The organism is Streptomyces sp. NPDC028907 (genome assembly GCF_055564995.1).
Genome location: NZ_JBVHVE010000004.1, coordinates 441,467 through 460,355 on the forward strand (window position 1 = coordinate 441,467; position 18,889 = coordinate 460,355).

Consider the following 18,889-nt stretch of genomic DNA (forward strand, 5'->3'; position numbering starts at 1 on the left):
CATGGACCACCGTCTCTCCCCCGAACTGGAGGAACTCCGCCGCACGGTGAAGGAGTTCGCCCACGACGTCGTGGCGCCGAAGATCGGCGACTTCTACGAGCGTCATGAGTTCCCGTACGAGATCGTGCGGGAGATGGGCCGCATGGGGCTGTTCGGCCTGCCGTTCCCGGAGGAGTACGGCGGCATGGGCGGCGACTATCTGGCCCTGGGCATCGCGCTGGAGGAGCTGGCCCGCGTGGACTCCTCGGTCGCCATCACATTGGAAGCGGGTGTCTCGCTCGGCGCGATGCCGATCCATCTGTTCGGTACGGAGGAGCAGAAGCGGGAGTGGCTGCCGCGGCTGTGCTCCGGTGAGGTCCTCGGCGCGTTCGGGCTGACCGAGCCCGACGGCGGCTCGGACGCGGGCGCGACCCGGACGACGGCCCGGCTCGACCCGGACACGGACGAATGGGTGATCAACGGCACCAAGTGCTTCATCACCAACTCCGGCACGGACATCACGGGCCTGGTGACGGTCACGGCGGTCACCGGCCGCAAGCCCGACGGCAAGCCGCTCATCTCGTCGGTCATCGTCCCGTCCGGCACCCCCGGCTTCACGGTCGCCGCCCCGTACTCCAAGGTCGGCTGGAACGCCTCCGACACCCGTGAGCTGTCCTTCGCCGACGTCCGCGTCCCGGCCGCCAACCTGCTGGGCGAGGAGGGCCGCGGGTACGCCCAGTTCCTGCGCATCCTGGACGAGGGCCGGATCGCCATCGCGGCACTGGCCACGGGCCTGGCGCAGGGCTGTGTGGACGAGTCGGTGAAGTACGCCAGGGAACGCCACGCCTTCGGCCGTCCCATCGGCGCCAACCAGGCCATCCAGTTCAAGATCGCCGACATGGAGATGAAGGCCCACACGGCCCGCCTGGCCTGGCGCGACGCGGCCTCCCGGCTGGTCGCGGGAGAGCCCTTCAAGAAGGAGGCGGCCCTCGCCAAGCTGTACTCGTCCACGATCGCCGTGGACAACGCCCGCGACGCCACCCAGGTGCACGGCGGCTACGGCTTCATGAACGAGTACCCGGTGGCCCGGATGTGGCGGGACTCCAAGATCCTGGAGATCGGCGAGGGCACGAGCGAGGTGCAGCGGATGCTGATCGCACGGGAGTTGGGGCTGGTGGGCTGAGCCGGCCGACCGCTTGAGCAAGGCTCAACGACCCTCGATTACAAGGTCGTTGGGCCTTGTTGGCTTATGTGGTGGCCTCACAGCCTGCGCACAACTTCGATCACAAGGGCCCCCACCCCTGGACATCAGCTCAGGTTAGGCTAACCTACCTTCGAATTGTCCGGCGCGTGATCCGCCCTGTTCGAAAGCAGCGTAGCCATGTCCAACGCCAGAGCCACCCACCTCACCCGCCGCGGCATCCTCGCCGCGGGCGGCGCACTCGGCCTCGGTGCCGTGCTCGCGGCCTGCGGAGACGACGACGCGAAAAGCGGTGGCTCCGGCGAGGAGACGACCGCCGCGAAGTCGGGCCCCTGGAGCTTCAAGGACGACCGTGGCACCACGGTGAAGCTCGACAAGGTGCCCACGAAGATCGTCGCCTTCGTCGGTGTCGCGGCCGCCCTGTACGACTACGGCATCGAGATCAAGGGCGTATTCGGCCCGACCAAGACGCAGGACGGCAAGGCCGACGTCCAGGCCGGCGACATGGACGTCAGCAAGCTGACCGTCTTCGGCAACGTCTGGGACCAGTTCAACGTCGAGAAGTACGCCGCCTTCGCCCCCGAGGTCCTCCTCAGCACGACCTTCGACAGCGCGGGCACCCTCTGGTACGTCCCCGAGGCGTCCAAGGACAAGATCGCCAAGCTCGCCCCGAGCGTCGCCATCTCCGTCTACGACCGCCAGCTGACCCAGCCGCTGGAGCGTATGTGGGCGCTGGCCGAGTCCCTCGGCGCGGACCTGAAGGCCGACAAGGTCGTGCAGGCCAAGAAGGAGTTCGAGGCCGCGGCCGAGCGGCTGCGCAAGGCCGCGAAGGCCCGCCCCGAGATCAAGGTGCTGGCCGGTTCCGCCAGCCAGGACATCTTCTACGTGTCCGGCACGAACCTCTCCATCGACCTGGAGTACTTCAAGGCCCTCGGCGTGAACTTCGTCGAGCCGCCGGAGAGTGCCAAGAAGGAGGGTGGCGGCTGGTTCGAGTCGCTGAGCTGGGAGAACGTCGACAAGTACCCGGCCGACATCATCATGATGGACGACCGGTCCTCGACGATTCAGCCCGCCGACATCACTGAGGCGACGTGGAAGAAGCTGCCTGCGGTGAAGGCTGGGCAGGTCATCGCCCGGTCGCCCGAGCCGATTCTGTCCTATGACAAGTGCACGCCGCTTCTTACCAGCCTTGCCGAGGCCATCGAGAAGGCCAAGAAGGTCGCGTAGGCGCTCCGCTGGGAGAGCCGGTTCAGCGCCGTAGGTCCACCGCACCGTGGTGAACTGCGCGTCCGCCGTGGCTGGTCGCGCAGTTCCCCGCGCCCCTTCGGGGCGCGTGACCTCAGGAGCACACATGACTACCGCCGTAGCCGCCCCGTTCCGCTTCTTCTCCCTCCAGGTCGTACGGACGCGGCGGCTCGGGCCGTCCATGGTCCGGGTCACCTTCGGCGGGGACGATCTGGAGTACTTCTTCTCCGACGGGCGCGACCAGTCCCTGTCGCTGTTCCTGCCGCACCCCCACCAGACGGAGCCGCAGGTTCCGCTGGAGCTCGGGGACGGGTGGTGGCAGGGCTGGCGGGAACTCCCGGACGACGTACGGGCCGTCATGCGGTCGTACACGCTCCGCACCCTGCGCCGGAACCCCGACGAGATCGACATCGACTTCGTGCTGCACACCCCGGCCGGGCCCGCGTCCGAGTGGGCCTCGCGGGCCGGCGCCGGTGACCGGGTCCTGCTGCTCGGGCCCGCGATCGCGGACAACCGGGCGATCCGGTTCCGGCCGCCCGAGGACACCGACCTCGTCGTCGTCTGGGGCGACGAGACCGCCGTGCCCGCCGCCTCCGCCATCCTCGAAGCCCTGCCGGCCGGCACCCGCGCCCGGGTGTGGCTGGAGGTGCATGACGCCGGGGACATCCAGGACCTGGTGACGGAGGCCGACGCCGAGATCACCTGGCTGGTACGGGAGGACGGGCTGGAGGCCATCCGCGCCGCCCAACTCCCGGACGTCGAGCACCCGTACGCCTGGATCGCGGGCGAGTCCGGCCGCGTGAAGGCGCTGCGCCGGCACTTCGTCGGCGAACGCGGGGTCGACCGGCGGCGGGTGACGTTCGTCGGCTACTGGCGGCACGGGATGACCGAAGAACAGCTGCGCGCCGCGGAGTAGTTGCTCCTGAGACCGGAGTGATCACAGTCACGGTCGAGGCTGCCCTCATTCCGAGTTACTTAGGTTAGGCTAACCTAAGTTGCACTCCGCCAGTCGCAACCCCGCACTTCACGGCCCGTCCCCACCGGAGGACCTCCCCATGCGCTCGCACCTGCTCAATGACACGACCGCGGAGCAGTACCGCCGCTCCGTGACCGAAGGTATAGAGCGGGTGGCAGCCAAACTCGCCGCCACCGACCGTCCGTTCACCGGCGTCACGGTCGACGCCCTCTCCCCCGCCATCGACGCGATCGACCTCGACAAGCCGCTGCTGGACACCGCCGCGGTCCTGGACGAGCTGGAGGACGTCTACCTCCGGGACGCGATCTACTTCCACCACCCCCGCTATCTCGCCCACCTCAACTGCCCGGTCGTCATCCCGGCCGTGCTCGGCGAGGCGATCCTCTCCGCCGTCAACTCCTCCCTGGACACCTGGGACCAGTCGGCGGGCGGCACCCTCATCGAGCGCAAGCTCATCGACTGGACGACGGCCCGCATCGGGCTCGGCGAGAACGCCGACGGTGTCTTCACCTCGGGCGGCACGCAGTCCAACCTCCAGGCGCTGCTGCTGGCGCGTGAGGAGGCCAAGAGCGACTCGTTCGCCAAGCTGCGCATCTTCGCCTCCGAGGTCAGCCACTTCAGCGTGAAGAAGTCCGCGAAGTTGCTGGGCCTCGGTCAGGACGCCGTGGTCTGCATCCCCGTCGACCACGACAAGCGGATGCAGACCGTCGCCCTCGCCCATGAGCTGGAGCGCTGCGGGCGGGACGGTCTCGTCCCCATGGCCGTCGTCGCCACCGCCGGCACCACCGACTTCGGTTCCATCGACCCGCTGCCCGAGATCGCCGAGCTGTGCGAGCAGTTCGGCACCTGGATGCACGTCGACGCCGCCTATGGCTGCGGGCTGCTCGCCTCCGTGAAGTACCGGGACCGCATCGACGGCATCGAGCGCGCCGACTCCGTCACCGTCGACTACCACAAGTCCTTCTTCCAGCCGGTGAGTTCCTCCGCCGTGCTGGTCCGCGACGCCTCGACCCTGCGTCACGCGACCTACCACGCCGAGTACCTCAACCCGAAGCGCATGGTCACCGAGCGCATCCCCAACCAGGTCGACAAGTCCCTGCAGACCACCCGCCGCTTCGACGCCCTCAAGCTGTGGATGACCCTGCGCGTGATGGGCGCCGACGGCATCGGGCAGCTCTTCGACGAGGTCTGCGACCTGGCGGTGGAGGGCTGGCGGCTGCTGGCCGCCGACCCGCGCTACGACGTCGTGGTCGAGCCGACCCTGTCCACCCTGGTCTTCCGCTACATACCGGCGGCCGTCACCGACCCCGCCGAGATCGACCGCGCCAACCTGTACGCCCGAAAGGCCCTGTTCGCCTCCGGCGACGCGGTGGTCGCGGGCACCAAGGTCCAGGGCCGCCACTACCTGAAGTTCACCTTGCTCAACCCCGAGACGACGACCGAAGACATCGCCGCCGTCCTCGACCTGATCGCCGGCCACGCCGAGCAGTACCTGGGAGAGTCCCTTGACCGCGCGTCCTGAAAACCCGACCAGAATTCATGATTTCGTGGGGATCGGGCTCGGCCCGTTCAACCTCGGTCTCGCCTGTCTGACCGAGCCGATCGACGAACTCGACGGCGTCTTCCTGGAGTCCAAGCCGGACTTCGAGTGGCACGCGGGCATGTTCCTGGACGGCGCCCACCTGCAGACCCCGTTCATGTCGGACCTGGTCACCCTCGCCGACCCGACCTCGCCGTACTCCTTCCTGAACTACCTGAAGGAGAAGGGCCGGCTGTACTCGTTCTACATCCGCGAGAACTTCTACCCGCTGCGGGTCGAGTACGACGACTACTGCCGCTGGGCCGCGAACAAACTGAGCAGCGTCCGCTTCGGCACGACGGTCACCGAGGTGACGTACGACGAAGAGGCCGGGCTGTACGTCGTGACGACGGCGGCCGGTGACACCTACCGCGCCCGTCACCTGGTCCTCGGCACGGGCACCCCGCCCTACATACCCGAGGCCTGCCAGGGCCTGGGCGGCGACTTCCTGCACAACTCCCGCTATCTCCAGAACAAGGCGGAGCTGCAGAAGAAGGAGTCGATCACGCTGGTCGGCTCGGGACAGTCCGCGGCCGAGATCTACTACGACCTGCTCAGCGAGATCGACGTCCACGGCTACCGGCTGAACTGGGTGACCCGCTCCCCGCGCTTCTTCCCGCTGGAGTACACCAAGCTCACGCTGGAGATGACGTCCCCGGAGTACGTCGACTACTTCCGCGAGCTGCCGGAGGCGACCCGCTACCGCCTCACCGCCGAGCAGAAGGGCCTGTTCAAGGGCATCGACGGCGACCTGATCAACGAGATCTTCGACCTGCTCTACCAGAAGAACCTCGGCGGTCCCGTGCCCACCCGCCTGCTCACCAACTCCTCGCTGAACGGCGCGCGGTACGAGAACGGCACGTACACCCTGTCCTTCCGCCAGGAGGAGCAGCAGAAGGACTTCGAGCTCGACTCGCAGGGCCTGGTCCTGGCCACCGGCTACAAGTACGCAGAGCCGGAGTTCCTGAAGCCCGTGCGCGACCGCCTGGTGTACGACTCCCAGGGCAACTACGACGTCGCCCGCAACTACGCCATCGACGTCACCGGCCGCGGGGTCTTCCTGCAGAACGCCGGCGTCCACACGCACAGCATCACCAGCCCCGACCTGGGGATGGGCCCGTACCGGAACGCGTACATCATCCGCGAGCTGCTCGGCACCGAGTACTACCCGGTGGAGAAGACGATCGCGTTCCAGGAGTTCTCGGTATGACGTTCACGTTCCGCACCCTCGACCCCCTGAAGGACGCCGAGCTCCTGCACGCCTGGGTCACCCACCCCAAGGCGGCGTTCTGGATGATGCAGGACGCGAGCCTGGTGGATGTCGAGCGCGCGTACATGGAGATCGCGGCCGACGAGCACCACCACGCCCTGCTCGGCCTCCAGGACGGCGTGCCCGCCTTCCTGATGGAGAAGTACGACCCCGCCCACCGCGAACTGGTCGGCCTGTACGAGCCGCGGCCCGGCGACATCGGCATGCACTTCCTGACGCCGCCCACCGACCGGCCCGTCCGGGGCTTCACCCGGTCCGTCATCACCGCCGTGATGGCGCACCTCTTCGAGGACCCGGCGGTGGAGCGCGTCGTAGTGGAACCGGACGTCTCCAACAAGGCCGTCCACGCCCTGAACGAGGCCGTCGGGTTCGTGCCCGAACGTGAGATCGACAAGCCGGAGAAGCGCGCGCTGCTGAGCTTCTGCACGCGCGAACAGTTCTTGGCTTCCCGAGGAGCAGCCGTATGACCCTGTCCGACGCCGTAGCGCATCTGTCCCCCCACCGCTGGGCGCGGGCCAACCGCCTCCTGATCCGCAAGGCAATCGCCGAGTTCGCCCACGAGCGCCTCATCACGCCGGAGGCCTCCGGCGACGGCACCTACGTCGTCCGCAGCGACGACGGTCTGACCCACTACACGTTCACGGCCGTGATCCGCGCCCTCGACCACTGGCAGGTCGACGCCGACTCGATCACCCGCCACCGCGACGGCGCCGAACGCCCGCTCGCCGCCCTGGACTTCTTCATCGAGCTGCAGAAGTCCCTGGGCCTGAGCGACGAGGTCCTGCCGGTCTACCTGGAGGAGATCTCCTCCACGCTCTCCGGCACCTGCTACAAGCTCACCAAGCCGCAGGTCCCGGTCGCCGAGCTGGTGAAAAGCGGCTTCCAGGGCATCGAGACCGGCATGACCGAGGGCCACCCCTGCTTCGTCGCCAACAACGGCCGCCTCGGCTTCGGCATCCACGAGTACCTGTCGTACGCCCCCGAGACCGCGAGCCCGGTCCGCCTGGTCTGGCTGGCCGCCCACCGCTCGCGCGCCGCGTTCACGGCCGGTGTCGGCATCGAGTACGAGTCCTTCGTCCGCGACGAGCTGGGCGCGGAGACCGTCGACCGCTTCGACGCCGTCCTGCGCGACCAGGACCTCGACCCCGCCGACTACCTCCTCATCCCGGTCCACCCCTGGCAGTGGTGGAACAAGCTCACCGTCACCTTCGCCGCCGAGGTCGCCCAGAAGCACCTGGTCTGCCTGGGCGAGGGCGACGACGAGTACCTGGCCCAGCAGTCCATCCGGACCTTCTTCAACACCTCCAGCCCCGAGAAGCACTATGTGAAGACGGCGCTGTCCGTCATCAACATGGGCTTCATGCGCGGCCTCTCGGCGGCGTACATGGAGGCGACCCCGGCCATCAACGACTGGCTGGCCCAGCTCATCGCCGGCGACCCGATCCTGCGGAACACCGGCCTGTCGATCATCCGCGAACGCGCCGCCGTCGGCTACCGGCACCTGGAGTACGAGGCCGCGACGGATCGCTACTCGCCGTACCGCAAGATGCTGGCCGCGCTCTGGCGCGAGAGCCCGGTCCCCTCCCTCCAGGACGGCGAGTCGCTGGCCACCATGGCCTCCCTCGTCCACGTCGACCACGAGGGCGCGTCCTTCGCGGGCGCGCTGATCGAGCAGTCGGGCCTCACCCCCACCCAGTGGCTGCGCCGCTACCTGAAGGCCTACTTCACCCCGCTCCTGCACAGCTTCTACGCCTACGACCTGGTGTTCATGCCGCACGGCGAGAACGTCATCCTCGTCCTGAAGGACGGCGTCGTCGAGCGCGCGATCTACAAGGACATCGCCGAGGAGATCGCCGTCATGGACCCGGACGCGGTGCTTCCGCCGACGGTCGAGCGGCTGCGCGTGGAGGTCCCCGAGGACAAGAAGCTCCTGTCCGTCTTCACGGACGTCTTCGACTGCTTCTTCCGCTTCCTCGCCGCGAACCTCGCCGCCGAGGGAATCCTGGAGGAGGACGACTTCTGGCGGACGGTCGCCGAGGTCACCCGGGACTACCAGCACTCGGTGCCCGAACTCGCCGACAAGTTCAAGCAGTACGACATGTTCACCCCCGAGTTCGCCCTGTCCTGCCTCAACCGCCTCCAGCTCCGCAACAACAAGCAGATGGTCGACCTCGCGGACCCGGCCGGCGCACTGCAGCTGGTGGGCAGCCTGAAGAACCCGATCGCGGGGCTGTAGGGCCCCTCAGACAGGCGTGCACCCCCGGAGTACGGTCCTCCGGGGGTGCACGTCTCTTCTTTCAGGGCGCGGGGCTGATCACCAAGGAACCTGAGGCGACCGGTAGAAGTCGATCCCCAACGCCTCCCACCGAGCACCCTGCGCAGCCAGCCGAACCTTGTAGGTGTCCCAGTCATGCGTGGCAGCCGGCGACCACCCCAACTCGGCCGCCCCCGCCAGCCTCGGGAACGCCATGTACTCGAGGTCGTCCGACTTGCCGAGCGTCTCCGTCCACATCGGCGCCTCGACACCCCGAATGGCCGAAGCGGGCGTCCCCGGCAGATAGTCGCCCGGATCCCAGTCGTACGACCGCTTCACCTCCACGAGCCCGGCCCAGTCCAGCCCCAGCGGAGTGTCGGCCGTGTACTTCATGTCGAGGTAGATCCGGTCGGCAGGCGACAGAACGATCCCGGTCCCGTTGCGTGCGGCGGCAGCGACCTGTTCCTTCTCCTCGGCACTCGTGCGGTCCAGCCCCCAGTACTGGGCGACAGCCCCCTTCGCCGGAGTACCTGCGGTCAGCTGGTGCCACCCCACCACCGTCTTCCCGTACTTGGCCACGATCGGCTGCACCCGATCCATGAACCGCACATAGTCCTCATGGCTGGTCGAGTGCGCCTCGTCACCCCCGATGTGCAGGTACCGGCCCGGCGTGAGCGCGGCGACCTCCCGGATCACGTCGTCGACGAAGTCGTACGTGATGTCCTTGCCGACGCACAGCGAGCTGAAGCCGACCTCGGTGCCGGTGTAGAGCGGAGGGGCGACGCCGTCGCAGTTCAGTTCGGCGTACGAGGCGAGCGCGGCGTTCGTGTGGCCCGGCATGTCGATCTCGGGGACGACCTCCAGATGGCGGGAGGAGGCGTACCGGACGATCTCCTTGTAGTCGGCCTTGGTGTAGTAGCCGCCGGGGCCGCCGCCCACCTGTGTCGAGCCACCGTACGAAGCCAGGCGCGGCCAGGATTCGACGGCGATGCGCCAGCCCTGGTCGTCGCTGAGGTGCAGATGCAGCTTGTTGATCTTGTAGAGGGCGAGCTGGTCGATGTAGCGCTTGACCTGGCCGACGGTCAGGAAGTGCCGGGAGACGTCGAGCATCGCGCCGCGCCAGCCGTAGCGCGGGGTGTCCTTGATCGTGCCGCCCGCGACCAGCCAGGGGCCGGGCTGGACGGAGTCCTTCTCGACGGCCGCAGGGAGGAGCTGGCGCAGGGTCTGCACTCCGTGGAAGAGGCCGGCGGCGCCCGCCGCGGTGATGGTGACGCCCTTGCGGCCGCTGTCCAGGCGGTAGCCCTCGGCGCCGTACGGGCCCTTGGTCAGGCGCAACCGGATGCCGCCGGAGCCGTGGGCGGTGACGGGGAGCCGGTAGCCGGTGGACGGGCGCAGGACGTCGGCGAGGTACTCGCCCACGCGGCGGATCTCGCGGGAGTCGTCCACGCGGATGTGGGTGTCGCGGGTGATCCGGTACGGGGATCCACCGGGGTCGACCGAGGCGGGTGCCGGGACGACCCGGTCCAGCGGGGTGGGCGATGCCGCCCGGACGGGAGCGGCTCCCGTCACCGAGGCGCCCGCCACGACCAGCAGCACCAAACCGAGAAGGAGAGACGTTCTGTGGTGCTGTCTGTGCGGTCTGACACAGCCGACTTTCACAAGCGTGTCCCTTCCTTGAGTCGTTGCCATGAGCCATTGCGCTTGAGCCATTGTGCTTGAGCGTTGCCCTCCAAGAGGTCTGGACCACTCTCTCGTGAGACTGGTGGAACAATCCACCCCATGGCGGAAATCATCCAGAAGGACGGCACGTGGGTCTTCGACGGCGACGCCCTGAGGCTGACCCCCGGACGGGACAAGAACGTCAGCCTGTTCCGCAAGACGCTGGGTGAACTGGTCGTCCCCCTGGGGGCGTTGGCGGGGGTCTCCTTCGAGCAGGGCAAGAAGGCCGGGCGGCTCCGGCTCCGGCTGCGCGACGGCGCCGACCCGCTGCTGCACGCCACGGGCGGCCGGCTCACCGAGCCCCACGACCCCTACCAGCTGATCGTCGAGGCCGACCGGTACGGCGTCGCCGAGTACTTCGTGGAGGAGGTGCGAGGCGCCCTGCTGCTGGACCAGGTCCCGGCCGGCCCGGTCGACGCCTATCTGCTGCCGGGGCCCTCGGTCCCGCTGTCGGTCTCGGCCGGGGACGGCACCGCGACCTTCGACGGTGAGCACATCCGGCTGGAGTGGAACTGGAAGACGGAGGACGCCAAGGCCGCCGCCGGCTCCCGCACCCTGACCCTCGCCGACATCACGGGGGTGGAGTGGCATCCGGCGGCGGGCCTGGAGAACGGCCACCTCCGCTTCACCGTGAAGAACGCCCCGACCAAGACCCCGCCCAAGTACGACCCCAACGCCGTGGAACTGTGGGGCTTCAAGAAGGACCCGCTGATGGCCCTGGTCGCGGCGGCGGTCCAGGTCCGCCTCCCGCACCCGGCCAGGGCCACCGCCACGGACGTACCGGGACCGCGACCGGAGCTGCCTTCCCCTCCGGTCGCGTCCGCCGAGGACGACCACGACGCCCTGCTGCGCCGGCTGCGCGAACTCGGTGAGCTGCACCGCACGGGTGTGCTGACGGACGACGAGTTCACGATGGCCAAGCAGGCGGTGCTCAAGCGGATGTAGTCCCGCACAGGGTCTGTACGGCCCCCGTACGGGCGCTACTTGGCCCGGCGGGCCACCGTGAAGTGGTCGATCCGCTCACCGGTCTCGGCGATGCCCTGCACCTTGAGGGTCGTGTAGCGGCCCCTCGGCGCCGGGGCGACGTCCACCCGCAGGAACGAGTAGTCGAGGTAGCGCACCCGGGACCAGGAGACCGTCTCGTTCTGCTTGCCGTCCTTGAGGTTGACGAACGAGGCCACGGAATCCTGCTCGTGCTCGTGCCCCTCGTAGGAATCCGGCGCGCTGAACGCGTACAGACTGCGGCCCGCGGCGCCCGCGGTCACGTAGACCACGCCCTCGCTCTCGGGGTACGCCGTGCCGCCGATCGGCAGTTTCCTGGCCACCTCGTTCTTCTTGATCACATCCGTCCGCTCGTACTGGTGGTTGTGGCCGTTGATGACGAGGTCCACCTGGTACTTCTCGAACAGCGGCACCCACTCCTGGCGCACACCCCCCTCCGAGGCGTGCGCGGTGGAGGTGCAGTACGCGCAGTGGTGGAAGAAGACGATGACGAAGTCGATGTCGTGCGCGGCCCGGTACTTCCTCAGCTGCGCCTCGAACCACGTGGTCTGGGTGCCGCCGGAGAGGCCGAGGTTGGCGGGGATCTCGTACGACACGTCGTTCGGGTCGAGCGAGACGACCGCGGTGTTGCCGTAGACGAAGGAGTAGACGCCCGGCAGGCTCTTCTTGTCCGGCCCGTTGTCGGGCAGCGTGAAGCGGGCCTCCTGGCCGCCGTAGCCGCCCGGCGAGTACCAGGCCTCCATGTCGTGGTTGCCGTACGACACCATCCACGGGACCGACTTGGCGACGGACTCGGTCTGCGCCAGGAACTGGTCCCAGGTGCGCGAGTCGAAGCCGGTGTCGGACGGCTTGCCCTGGCCGGCCGGGTCGCCGTACGCGATGTCACCGGCATGCAGATGGAAGACCGGGTTCTGGCCGAGGATCAGGCTGTCGTTGGCGAGCGCGTGGTAGCTGACGCCCTGGTCGCCGAAGGCGGTGAAGGTGAACGGCGCCATGGGGGTCCCCCCGCTCGAGCGAAGTCGAGAGTGGGGGAGGGCGGGGGCGGTGGTGAAGGTGCCGAGGGTGCCGAGGAGGTGCGGCTCGGCGGGGTCGAAGCCGTCGTGGCCGACGCCGTAGTAATAGGTCCGGCCGGGGCGCAGACGGGCCAGCTGGGCGTGGACGTAGTACTGCGTGTGGTCGGCGCTGGTGCCGACGCCGGCCGGTGTGTAGAGGGAGCGGACCTCGGCCTCGATCTTGCGGGAGAGGTCCCAGGGGTGGGCGCCGATCCGGATGAACGGCTTCTTCACGGCGACCGGGACCTGCCACGAGACGGTCATCTCGGTGCGCGGGTCGTTGCCGTAGGCGAGATGGCGGCCGAACGGGGCGACGAGCGCGCCGTCGACCGTCTCGGTGCGCGGGGCCGTCCGCGTCGGAACGGCCTGGGCGGTGGCGGCCCGGGCGGTGACGCCCGGTACGAACGCGCCACCCGCGACGGCGCCGAGCGTGACGGCGCCGCCTCTGATCATGTTGCGCCGCGAGAACTTGGCGCGCAGGTACTCGTGCTGTTCGGCCATGCTCATGCGCTCGGCCAGCTGCTGGGGTACCCCCATGCGAGGAATGTCCATGGCGCCACAAGCTGGTCGGTGCACACATCCCCCGGCGGAACAACCGCCCAACGAACACCCATGGGCGTTCCATAACTCTCCCAAAGCCCACTGACACTCCCTTGCCCGAAATCGGGCAGGATTCTTGCGAAGCGGTCTCCGATGCCCCAGGATCTACCGAGTGCACGACGACCTTGTTGATCACCTGACCCGCAGCACGCCCCTCAGCAGGGGCGAGGCGACGCGGGTGATCCAGGACGTGCTCGCCTACTTCGACGAGACGACCGAGGAGTTCGTCCGTCGCCGCCACCGCGAACTCCAGGCCCAGGGCCTGGTGAACGCGACGATCTTCGAACGGATCGAGGCGGACCTGAAATACCGGACGGTGGCACCGCCGGAGCTCACGCTCCGCCAGTTGCGCCGGATCGTCTACGGCTAGGGATACCTATATATATGTGCGGAATCGTCGGATACATCGGGAAGCGTGACGTGGCTCCCCTCCTCCTGGAGGGCCTCCAGCGCCTGGAGTACCGGGGCTACGACTCTGCCGGCGTGGTCGTCTCCTCCCCGAAGGCACCTGCCCTGAAGATGGTCAAGGCCAAGGGCCGGGTCCGCGACCTGGAGGCCAAGGTCCCGGCGCGCTTCAAGGGCACCACCGGCATCGCCCACACCCGCTGGGCCACCCACGGTGCCCCCTCCGACGTGAACGCCCACCCGCACCTGGACGCCGAGGGCAAGGTCGCCGTCGTCCACAACGGCATCATCGACAACGCCGCCGACCTGCGCCGCAAGCTGGAGGCGGACGGCGTCGAGTTCCTGTCCGAGACCGACACCGAGGTCCTCGTCCACCTCATCGCCCGCTCCCAGGCGGAGAAGCTGGAGGACAAGGTCCGCGAGACCCTGCGGGTGATCGAGGGCACGTACGGCGTCGCCGTCATGCACGCCGACTTCCCGGACCGCATCGTCGTCGCCCGCAACGGTTCCCCGGTCGTCCTCGGCATCGGCGAGAAGGAGATGTTCGTCGCCTCGGACATCGCCGCCCTGGTCGCCCACACCCGGCAGATAGTGACGCTGGACGACGGCGAGATGGCCACGCTGAAGGCCGATGACTTCCGCACGTACACCACGGAGGGCACGCGCACCACGGCCGAGCCCACCACGGTCGAGTGGGAGGCCGCGTCGTACGACATGGGCGGCCACGACACCTACATGCACAAGGAGATCCACGAGCAGGCCGACGCCGTGGACCGCGTGCTGCGCGGCCGCATCGACGACCGCTTCTCCACCGTGCACCTCGGCGGCCTGAACCTGGACGCCCGTGAGGCCCGGCAGATCCGCCGCGTGAAGATCCTCGGCTGCGGCACCTCGTACCACGCGGGCATGATCGGCGCCCAGATGATCGAGGAGCTGGCCCGCATCCCCGCGGACGCCGAGCCGGCCTCCGAGTTCCGCTACCGCAACGCGGTCGTCGACCCCGACACCCTCTACATCGCCGTCTCCCAGTCGGGCGAGACGTACGACGTCCTGGCGGCCGTCCAGGAACTGAAGCGCAAGGGCGCCAGGGTGCTGGGCGTCGTCAACGTCGTCGGCTCGGCCATCGCCCGTGAGGCCGACGGCGGCATCTACGTCCACGCCGGCCCCGAGGTCTGCGTCGTCTCCACGAAGTGCTTCACCAACACCACGGTCGCCTTCGCACTCCTCGCCCTGCACCTGGGCCGCACCCGCGACCTCTCGGTCCGCGACGGCAAGCGCATCATCGAGGGCCTGCGCAAGCTGCCCGCCCAGATCGCCGAGATGCTGGAGCAGGAGGAGGAGATCAAGAAGCTGGCCCAGGAGTACGCCGAGGCCCGCTCGATGCTCTTCATCGGCCGCGTCCGGGGCTACCCGGTCGCCCGCGAGGCCTCCCTGAAGCTCAAGGAGGTCTCCTACATCCACGCCGAGGCCTACCCGGCCTCCGAGCTCAAGCACGGCCCCCTGGCCCTCATCGAGCCCGCCCTCCCCACGGTCGCGATCGTCCCCGACGACGACCTCCTGGAGAAGAACCGCGCCGCCATGGAGGAGATCAAGGCCCGCAGCGGCAAGATCCTCGCGGTCGCCCACCAGCCCCAGGAAAAGGCCGACCAGACGATCGTCGTCCCCAAGAACGAGGACGAACTCGACCCCATCCTGATGGGCATCCCCCTCCAACTCCTCGCCTACCACACGGCCTTGGCCCTGGGCCGGGACATCGACAAGCCGCGCAACCTCGCAAAGTCGGTAACGGTCGAGTAGCGCCCTTCAGGGGCGCGGGGAACTGCGCGACAAGCCCCCACCGGCCTGCAGAGGCCAACGAAACAGAGACGGACCCCCACGTGATGCCACCACTCACGGGGGGTCCGTCTTCCATCGCCGGGGGCCGCCCAACCCCCAGCCGGCGGCAGCTACCCGGTGGCCGTCACACCCCGCCCGGCAGCCCGCCGCGGAAGCGCGGTCGGCCAGTGCGCCAGAGCCGCGGTGGCCGCATACCAGGCCACCGCACCCGCACCAACGGCGAACCAGCCGCCCACCTTGGTGAGCCCGTCACTGCCGGCGAAGTCGGCGACAGCCATGAGCACCAGGGCGACGAAGAACAGCCCGTACGCCCCCTGCCCGAGCTGATCCCCGCCCGCGAGAGTCAGAGACAGCGCCACCAGGGCGAACAGCAGCAGGAACAACCCGGCGGCGTTGGCGGAGACTTGGGCGTCCGCGGAGACGGCCCAGGTGAACCACAGGGCGCCGAGCACCACGAACGCGGTCCCGTTCGCGGAGTCACGGTCTCGGAGGGCCATCAGGCCGGCGAGGAAGAGGGCTATGCCGCCCACATACTGGGCGATTGATACGGCGTCAGCAGCCGACACACCGTCGATCACGCCGGTGTACCCCAGCCCGAAGGCCAACAGGGTGATTCCCAGGGCGAGTCGGCCGAGCACGGTGGTGATTCCGCTTCCCGCAGAGACGTCGTTGTCCACGGCGGGCTCCCTTCATGCATGTGCAGTTGTGCGGTGAGCGTTATATGCCCTTCACAAGGGCACAAACACCTCTACGCGCGAGTAGATTTGCACATCTCACCTGGGAGAACGGCGAGTTACGGAATGACAACGACGGGACGCTTGGCCCGCTTCGCGAGCCGCCCCGCGACGGAACCGAAGATCCGCCCGACGATCCCGTGCGTGGAGCCCACGACGATCGCGTCCGCCTCGTACTCCTGACCGACCTCTTCGAGCTCATGGCAGATGTCCCCGCCGCGCTCGACGAGGATCCAGGGCACCTCGGCGAGGTAGTCGGCGCACGCGAGTTCGAGGCCGAGCACCTCGGTGCGGTGGTCCGGTACGTCGACGAAGACCGGCGGCTCGCAGCCGGCCCACACGGTGGTGGGCAGCCGGTTGGCGACGTGGACGATGATCAGGCCCGACCCGGAGCGATGAGCCATGCCGATGGCGTACGCGAGGGCGCGCTCACTGGAGGTGGAGCCGTCGAAGCCGACGACGACCCCGTGCTTGAAAGCGGGGTCGCAGGAATGGCGTGGCTCTTCCGCCGCCAGGGGCTCGGACGCCGTGGGGTCGGCTACCGGCCGCTTGCGGTCCGCTGGTTCGAAGAATTCGTGACCGGCCATGGCTGTCTCGGCGTATTGATCCTTTATGGGTGGGCCCGCGAGCGGTGCTCGCTGACGGATCCAGCAAGTGCGGCGGAGCTGTGTCCGGGAATGGTCTTCCCAACCCCATACCCCAAGGGTACGGCGGCACGCCTCCTTAGCCCAGATCCTCGCTCACGGTCGGTGCGGGTTCCAGGGAGCATGCACGAGGGTGCGCCCGTAACGCAATGGTTGCTGCGGTGTACAGGCGGTTTGCACAGGGTTCAACTTCCTCCGCCGCCGGACGGCCGCCTACCCGCGCGTACCAGTGACCGACCGCTCGGACCCGCGTTGATCTCCGTGAGCCACCGACCGGGCAGCCCCAGGGAGCACGTACGCATGTCAGGACCCAGCACGCCCTCCGAGGACAGCGCCACCGATGTGGTGCGCTGGGCGGCCTTCAGCTGCGTCCTGGTCCCGGTGGTGCTCCTCTGGTACGGCACCTCGCTCGCCGGCGCCGCGGGCACGGCCCTGGGTCTCGCGGCCGTGACGGCCGTGTGCCGGCTGCTGCTGCGCCAGTCGGAGCGCGGCGCGGCGCGGATCAAGGCCGGGGAGGCCGGTCCGTCACCCCGGCGTCGCGGCCGCCACCACCGGACCGGAACCGGGGCTCACAGAGGCGGACGTCACACTGGGGGAAATACACCGGTCGGCTGACCGGTTTTCACACCCCGGCACGCCACTTTTCAGCCAACTTCTGGCGCGCGGACATCCCCTACCCAGAACACCCCCCAACCCCCGTTCCACCTGCACGGAAAGGGCCTCAGGGGGTCTGCGCACCCTACGTGGATTGGCCACTGCGACAAGGCGCACTTCCCTGCACGGCCCGGGAGTGCAACGCTTCGTGATCGAATGCTTCACGCCAAGTTGCCAAGTCGACAATGTGCCGAGTGGTGAACCGGCCACTGAGGCGCGGCGCGACACAGTAGATTCGATCTTGACTGTCTACGGCGGGGGACTCGTGCAGGACCGAGGGGAAACGTGCAGGAGCGACACAACCGAGGAGCCGCGACCACCGAGGGGGGCTTAGCAGTATGAGCCACGACTCCACTGCCGCGCCGGAAGCCGCGGCCCGGAAGCTTTCCGGGCGACGCCGCAAGGAGATCGTCGCGGTGCTGCTGTTCAGCGGCGGCCCCATCTTCGAGAGTTCCATACCGCTGTCGGTGTTCGGGATAGACCGCCAGGACGCCGGCGTACCGCGCTACCGCCTGTTGGTGTGCGGCGGTGAGGAAGGCCCCCTGCGGACCACAGGAGGCCTGGAACTCTCGGCGCCACATGGCCTGGAGGCGATCTCACGGGCGGGCACGGTCGTCGTGCCGGCCTGGCGTTCGATCACCTCACCGCCGCCCGAGGACGCGCTCGACGCGCTGCGCCGGGCACACGAGGAAGGCGCCCGCATAGTCGGGCTGTGCACCGGCGCCTTCGTCCTCGCCGCGGCGGGCCTGCTGGACGGCCGTCCCGCGACGACACACTGGATGTACGCACCGACGCTGGCCAAGCGCTATCCGTCGGTGCACGTGGATCCGCGAGAGCTGTTCGTCGACGACGGCGACGTCCTGACGTCGGCGGGCACCGCGGCCGGAATCGATCTCTGTCTCCACATCGTGCGGACGGACCACGGCAACGAGGCGGCCGGAGCGCTCGCCCGCCGCCTGGTGGTCCCGCCGCGCCGCTCCGGCGGTCAGGAGCGCTACCTCGACAGGTCTTTACCCGAGGAGATCGGCGCCGACCCGCTCGCCGAGGTCGTCGCCTGGGCGCTGGAGCATCTGCACGAGCAGTTCGACGTCGAGACGCTGGCGGCCCGCGCCTACATGAGCCGCCGCACCTTCGACCGCCGCTTCCGCTCACTGACGGGCAGCGCCCCGCTTCAGTGGCTGATCACCCAGCGGGTGCTTCAGGCACAGCGGCTGCTGGAGACGTCGGACTACTCGGTGGACGAGGTGGCCGGACGCTGCGGCTTCCGCTCGCCGGTGGCGCTGCGCGGCCACTTCCGCCGCCAGCTCGGCTCGTCGCCGGCCGCGTACCGGGCGGCGTACCGTGCCCGCCGCCCGCAGGCCGACCGCCCGACGGACACGGAGCCCCCGACGGGCCACACCGTCCAGCAGAGCCCACCGCCCAGCCCGTACCCGGAAGGCGGCCCGGTCCCGCTCCAGACCCGCCGCACCCCGGCACCCGTGGGCCCGCCCTCGGACAACGGGCGCGAGCTGTACGTCGGAGGCCGGGCGACCCTGCCGGGCCAGCGCAGCGGAGCATGACCCTCTGACGCCGGGCGGGCGGATCTCAGCCCGTCCGGCGTTCGAGGACGAGGCCCGAAGGGCCGATGGCGGGGGTGGGGGGGGGGGGGGGAGCCCCCCCCCCCCCCCCCCCCCCCCCCCCCCCCACCCCGGGACCCGTGCGCACACGAAAGGCATTGGACAGGGGGCGCTGGCCAGAAC

General features: G+C 69.0%; 16 protein-coding genes. 12 read left to right on the forward strand and 4 right to left on the reverse strand.

What is annotated here, in order from left to right; all coding sequences use genetic code 11:
• Position 1 precedes the first annotated feature (1 nt).
• The 7 genes from ACZ4UU_RS14590 (at position 2) to ACZ4UU_RS14620 (ending at position 8,486) form a co-directional block, all read left to right on the forward strand.
• Positions 2-1,162 (forward strand): acyl-CoA dehydrogenase family protein, encoded by a 1,161-nt coding sequence (locus ACZ4UU_RS14590; RefSeq protein ID WP_468039812.1) that lies wholly within the window; start codon positions 2-4, stop codon positions 1,160-1,162.
• Positions 1,163-1,360: 198 nt separating this feature from the next.
• Positions 1,361-2,407, forward strand: a complete 1,047-nt coding sequence (locus ACZ4UU_RS14595; RefSeq protein WP_468039814.1) for an ABC transporter substrate-binding protein — start codon at positions 1,361-1,363, stop codon at positions 2,405-2,407.
• Positions 2,408-2,531: 124 nt separating this feature from the next.
• Complete coding sequence (locus ACZ4UU_RS14600; RefSeq protein WP_468039816.1) at positions 2,532-3,341, forward strand: siderophore-interacting protein; 810 nt, start codon at positions 2,532-2,534, stop codon at positions 3,339-3,341.
• 139 nt (positions 3,342-3,480) lie between these two features.
• On the forward strand, positions 3,481-4,923 hold the full coding sequence (gene desA, locus ACZ4UU_RS14605) for a lysine decarboxylase DesA (RefSeq protein WP_468039818.1): 1,443 nt from the start codon (positions 3,481-3,483) through the stop codon (positions 4,921-4,923).
• Positions 4,907-6,190 carry a lysine N(6)-hydroxylase/L-ornithine N(5)-oxygenase family protein gene (locus tag ACZ4UU_RS14610; RefSeq protein WP_468039820.1) on the forward strand — a complete coding sequence of 428 codons (1,284 nt, stop codon included), beginning with the start codon at positions 4,907-4,909 and terminating at the stop codon, positions 6,188-6,190. Before desA ends, ACZ4UU_RS14610 begins: the two co-directional genes overlap by 17 nt.
• The gene (locus tag ACZ4UU_RS14615) at positions 6,187-6,717 is read left to right on the forward strand and encodes a GNAT family N-acetyltransferase (protein WP_468039821.1); all 531 of its coding nucleotides are present in this window, start codon (positions 6,187-6,189) and stop codon (positions 6,715-6,717) included. Before ACZ4UU_RS14610 ends, ACZ4UU_RS14615 begins: the two co-directional genes overlap by 4 nt.
• Entirely contained in the window at positions 6,714-8,486 is a 1,773-nt protein-coding gene (locus tag ACZ4UU_RS14620; protein ID WP_468039823.1) for an IucA/IucC family protein, read from the forward strand. The genes ACZ4UU_RS14615 and ACZ4UU_RS14620 overlap by 4 nt, the downstream gene beginning before the upstream one ends.
• Positions 8,487-8,564: 78 nt before the next feature.
• On the opposite strand, the gene ACZ4UU_RS14625 is transcribed toward ACZ4UU_RS14620, so the two are convergent.
• Positions 8,565-10,193: a beta-N-acetylhexosaminidase gene (locus tag ACZ4UU_RS14625; RefSeq protein WP_468039825.1), complete on the reverse strand. Its 1,629-nt coding sequence runs from the start codon at positions 10,191-10,193 to the stop codon at positions 8,565-8,567.
• Positions 10,194-10,283: 90 nt separating this feature from the next.
• Here ACZ4UU_RS14625 and ACZ4UU_RS14630 point away from each other — a divergent pair, with 90 nt between their 5' ends.
• Positions 10,284-11,168 carry a DUF4429 domain-containing protein gene (locus ACZ4UU_RS14630; RefSeq protein ID WP_468039827.1) on the forward strand — a complete coding sequence of 295 codons (885 nt, stop codon included), beginning with the start codon at positions 10,284-10,286 and terminating at the stop codon, positions 11,166-11,168.
• Positions 11,169-11,203: 35 nt separating this feature from the next.
• On the opposite strand, the gene ACZ4UU_RS14635 is transcribed toward ACZ4UU_RS14630, so the two are convergent.
• The gene (locus ACZ4UU_RS14635; RefSeq protein ID WP_468039829.1) at positions 11,204-12,814 is read right to left on the reverse strand and encodes a purple acid phosphatase family protein; all 1,611 of its coding nucleotides are present in this window, start codon (positions 12,812-12,814) and stop codon (positions 11,204-11,206) included.
• 175 nt (positions 12,815-12,989) lie between these two features.
• Between ACZ4UU_RS14635 and ACZ4UU_RS14640 the strand changes: the two genes are divergently transcribed.
• Together ACZ4UU_RS14640 and glmS are read left to right on the forward strand one after the other, a co-directional pair.
• Positions 12,990-13,247: a hypothetical protein gene (locus ACZ4UU_RS14640; RefSeq protein ID WP_062720825.1), complete on the forward strand. Its 258-nt coding sequence runs from the start codon at positions 12,990-12,992 to the stop codon at positions 13,245-13,247.
• A 14-nt stretch (positions 13,248-13,261) separates the two neighbouring features.
• Positions 13,262-15,079 (forward strand): glutamine--fructose-6-phosphate transaminase (isomerizing), encoded by a 1,818-nt coding sequence (gene glmS / locus ACZ4UU_RS14645; RefSeq protein ID WP_468039831.1) that lies wholly within the window; start codon positions 13,262-13,264, stop codon positions 15,077-15,079.
• A 149-nt stretch (positions 15,080-15,228) separates the two neighbouring features.
• On the opposite strand, the gene ACZ4UU_RS14650 is transcribed toward glmS, so the two are convergent.
• Entirely contained in the window at positions 15,229-15,795 is a 567-nt protein-coding gene (locus ACZ4UU_RS14650; protein WP_468039833.1) for a GPR1/FUN34/YaaH family transporter, read from the reverse strand.
• 116 nt (positions 15,796-15,911) lie between these two features.
• Positions 15,912-16,439 (reverse strand): universal stress protein, encoded by a 528-nt coding sequence (locus ACZ4UU_RS14655; protein WP_468039835.1) that lies wholly within the window; start codon positions 16,437-16,439, stop codon positions 15,912-15,914.
• A gap of 357 nt (positions 16,440-16,796) precedes the next feature.
• On the opposite strand from ACZ4UU_RS14655, the gene ACZ4UU_RS14660 reads away from it, so the two are divergent.
• Complete coding sequence (locus ACZ4UU_RS14660; protein ID WP_468039837.1) at positions 16,797-17,111, forward strand: hypothetical protein; 315 nt, start codon at positions 16,797-16,799, stop codon at positions 17,109-17,111.
• A gap of 377 nt (positions 17,112-17,488) precedes the next feature.
• Entirely contained in the window at positions 17,489-18,709 is a 1,221-nt protein-coding gene (locus ACZ4UU_RS14665) for a helix-turn-helix domain-containing protein (protein WP_468039839.1), read from the forward strand.
• Positions 18,710-18,889 lie beyond the last annotated feature (180 nt).

Bases quoted from the DNA above. Each gene is read 5' to 3' on its own strand.
- ACZ4UU_RS14595 (WP_468039814.1), top strand. From the start codon at position 1,361: ATGTCCAACGCCAGAGCCACCCACCTCACCCGCCGCGGCATCCTCGCC.
- ACZ4UU_RS14625 (WP_468039825.1), bottom strand. From the start codon at position 10,193: ATGGCAACGACTCAAGGAAGGGACACGCTTGTGAAAGTCGGCTGTGTC.
- glmS (WP_468039831.1), top strand. From the start codon at position 13,262: ATGTGCGGAATCGTCGGATACATCGGGAAGCGTGACGTGGCTCCCCTC.
- desA (WP_468039818.1), top strand. From the start codon at position 3,481: ATGCGCTCGCACCTGCTCAATGACACGACCGCGGAGCAGTACCGCCGC.
- ACZ4UU_RS14590 (WP_468039812.1), top strand. From the start codon at position 2: ATGGACCACCGTCTCTCCCCCGAACTGGAGGAACTCCGCCGCACGGTG.
- ACZ4UU_RS14635 (WP_468039829.1), bottom strand. From the start codon at position 12,814: ATGGGGGTACCCCAGCAGCTGGCCGAGCGCATGAGCATGGCCGAACAG.
- ACZ4UU_RS14615 (WP_468039821.1), top strand. From the start codon at position 6,187: ATGACGTTCACGTTCCGCACCCTCGACCCCCTGAAGGACGCCGAGCTC.
- ACZ4UU_RS14655 (WP_468039835.1), bottom strand. From the start codon at position 16,439: ATGGCCGGTCACGAATTCTTCGAACCAGCGGACCGCAAGCGGCCGGTA.
- ACZ4UU_RS14600 (WP_468039816.1), top strand. From the start codon at position 2,532: ATGACTACCGCCGTAGCCGCCCCGTTCCGCTTCTTCTCCCTCCAGGTC.
- ACZ4UU_RS14660 (WP_468039837.1), top strand. From the start codon at position 16,797: ATGTCAGGACCCAGCACGCCCTCCGAGGACAGCGCCACCGATGTGGTG.
- ACZ4UU_RS14620 (WP_468039823.1), top strand. From the start codon at position 6,714: ATGACCCTGTCCGACGCCGTAGCGCATCTGTCCCCCCACCGCTGGGCG.
- ACZ4UU_RS14630 (WP_468039827.1), top strand. From the start codon at position 10,284: ATGGCGGAAATCATCCAGAAGGACGGCACGTGGGTCTTCGACGGCGAC.
- ACZ4UU_RS14665 (WP_468039839.1), top strand. From the start codon at position 17,489: ATGAGCCACGACTCCACTGCCGCGCCGGAAGCCGCGGCCCGGAAGCTT.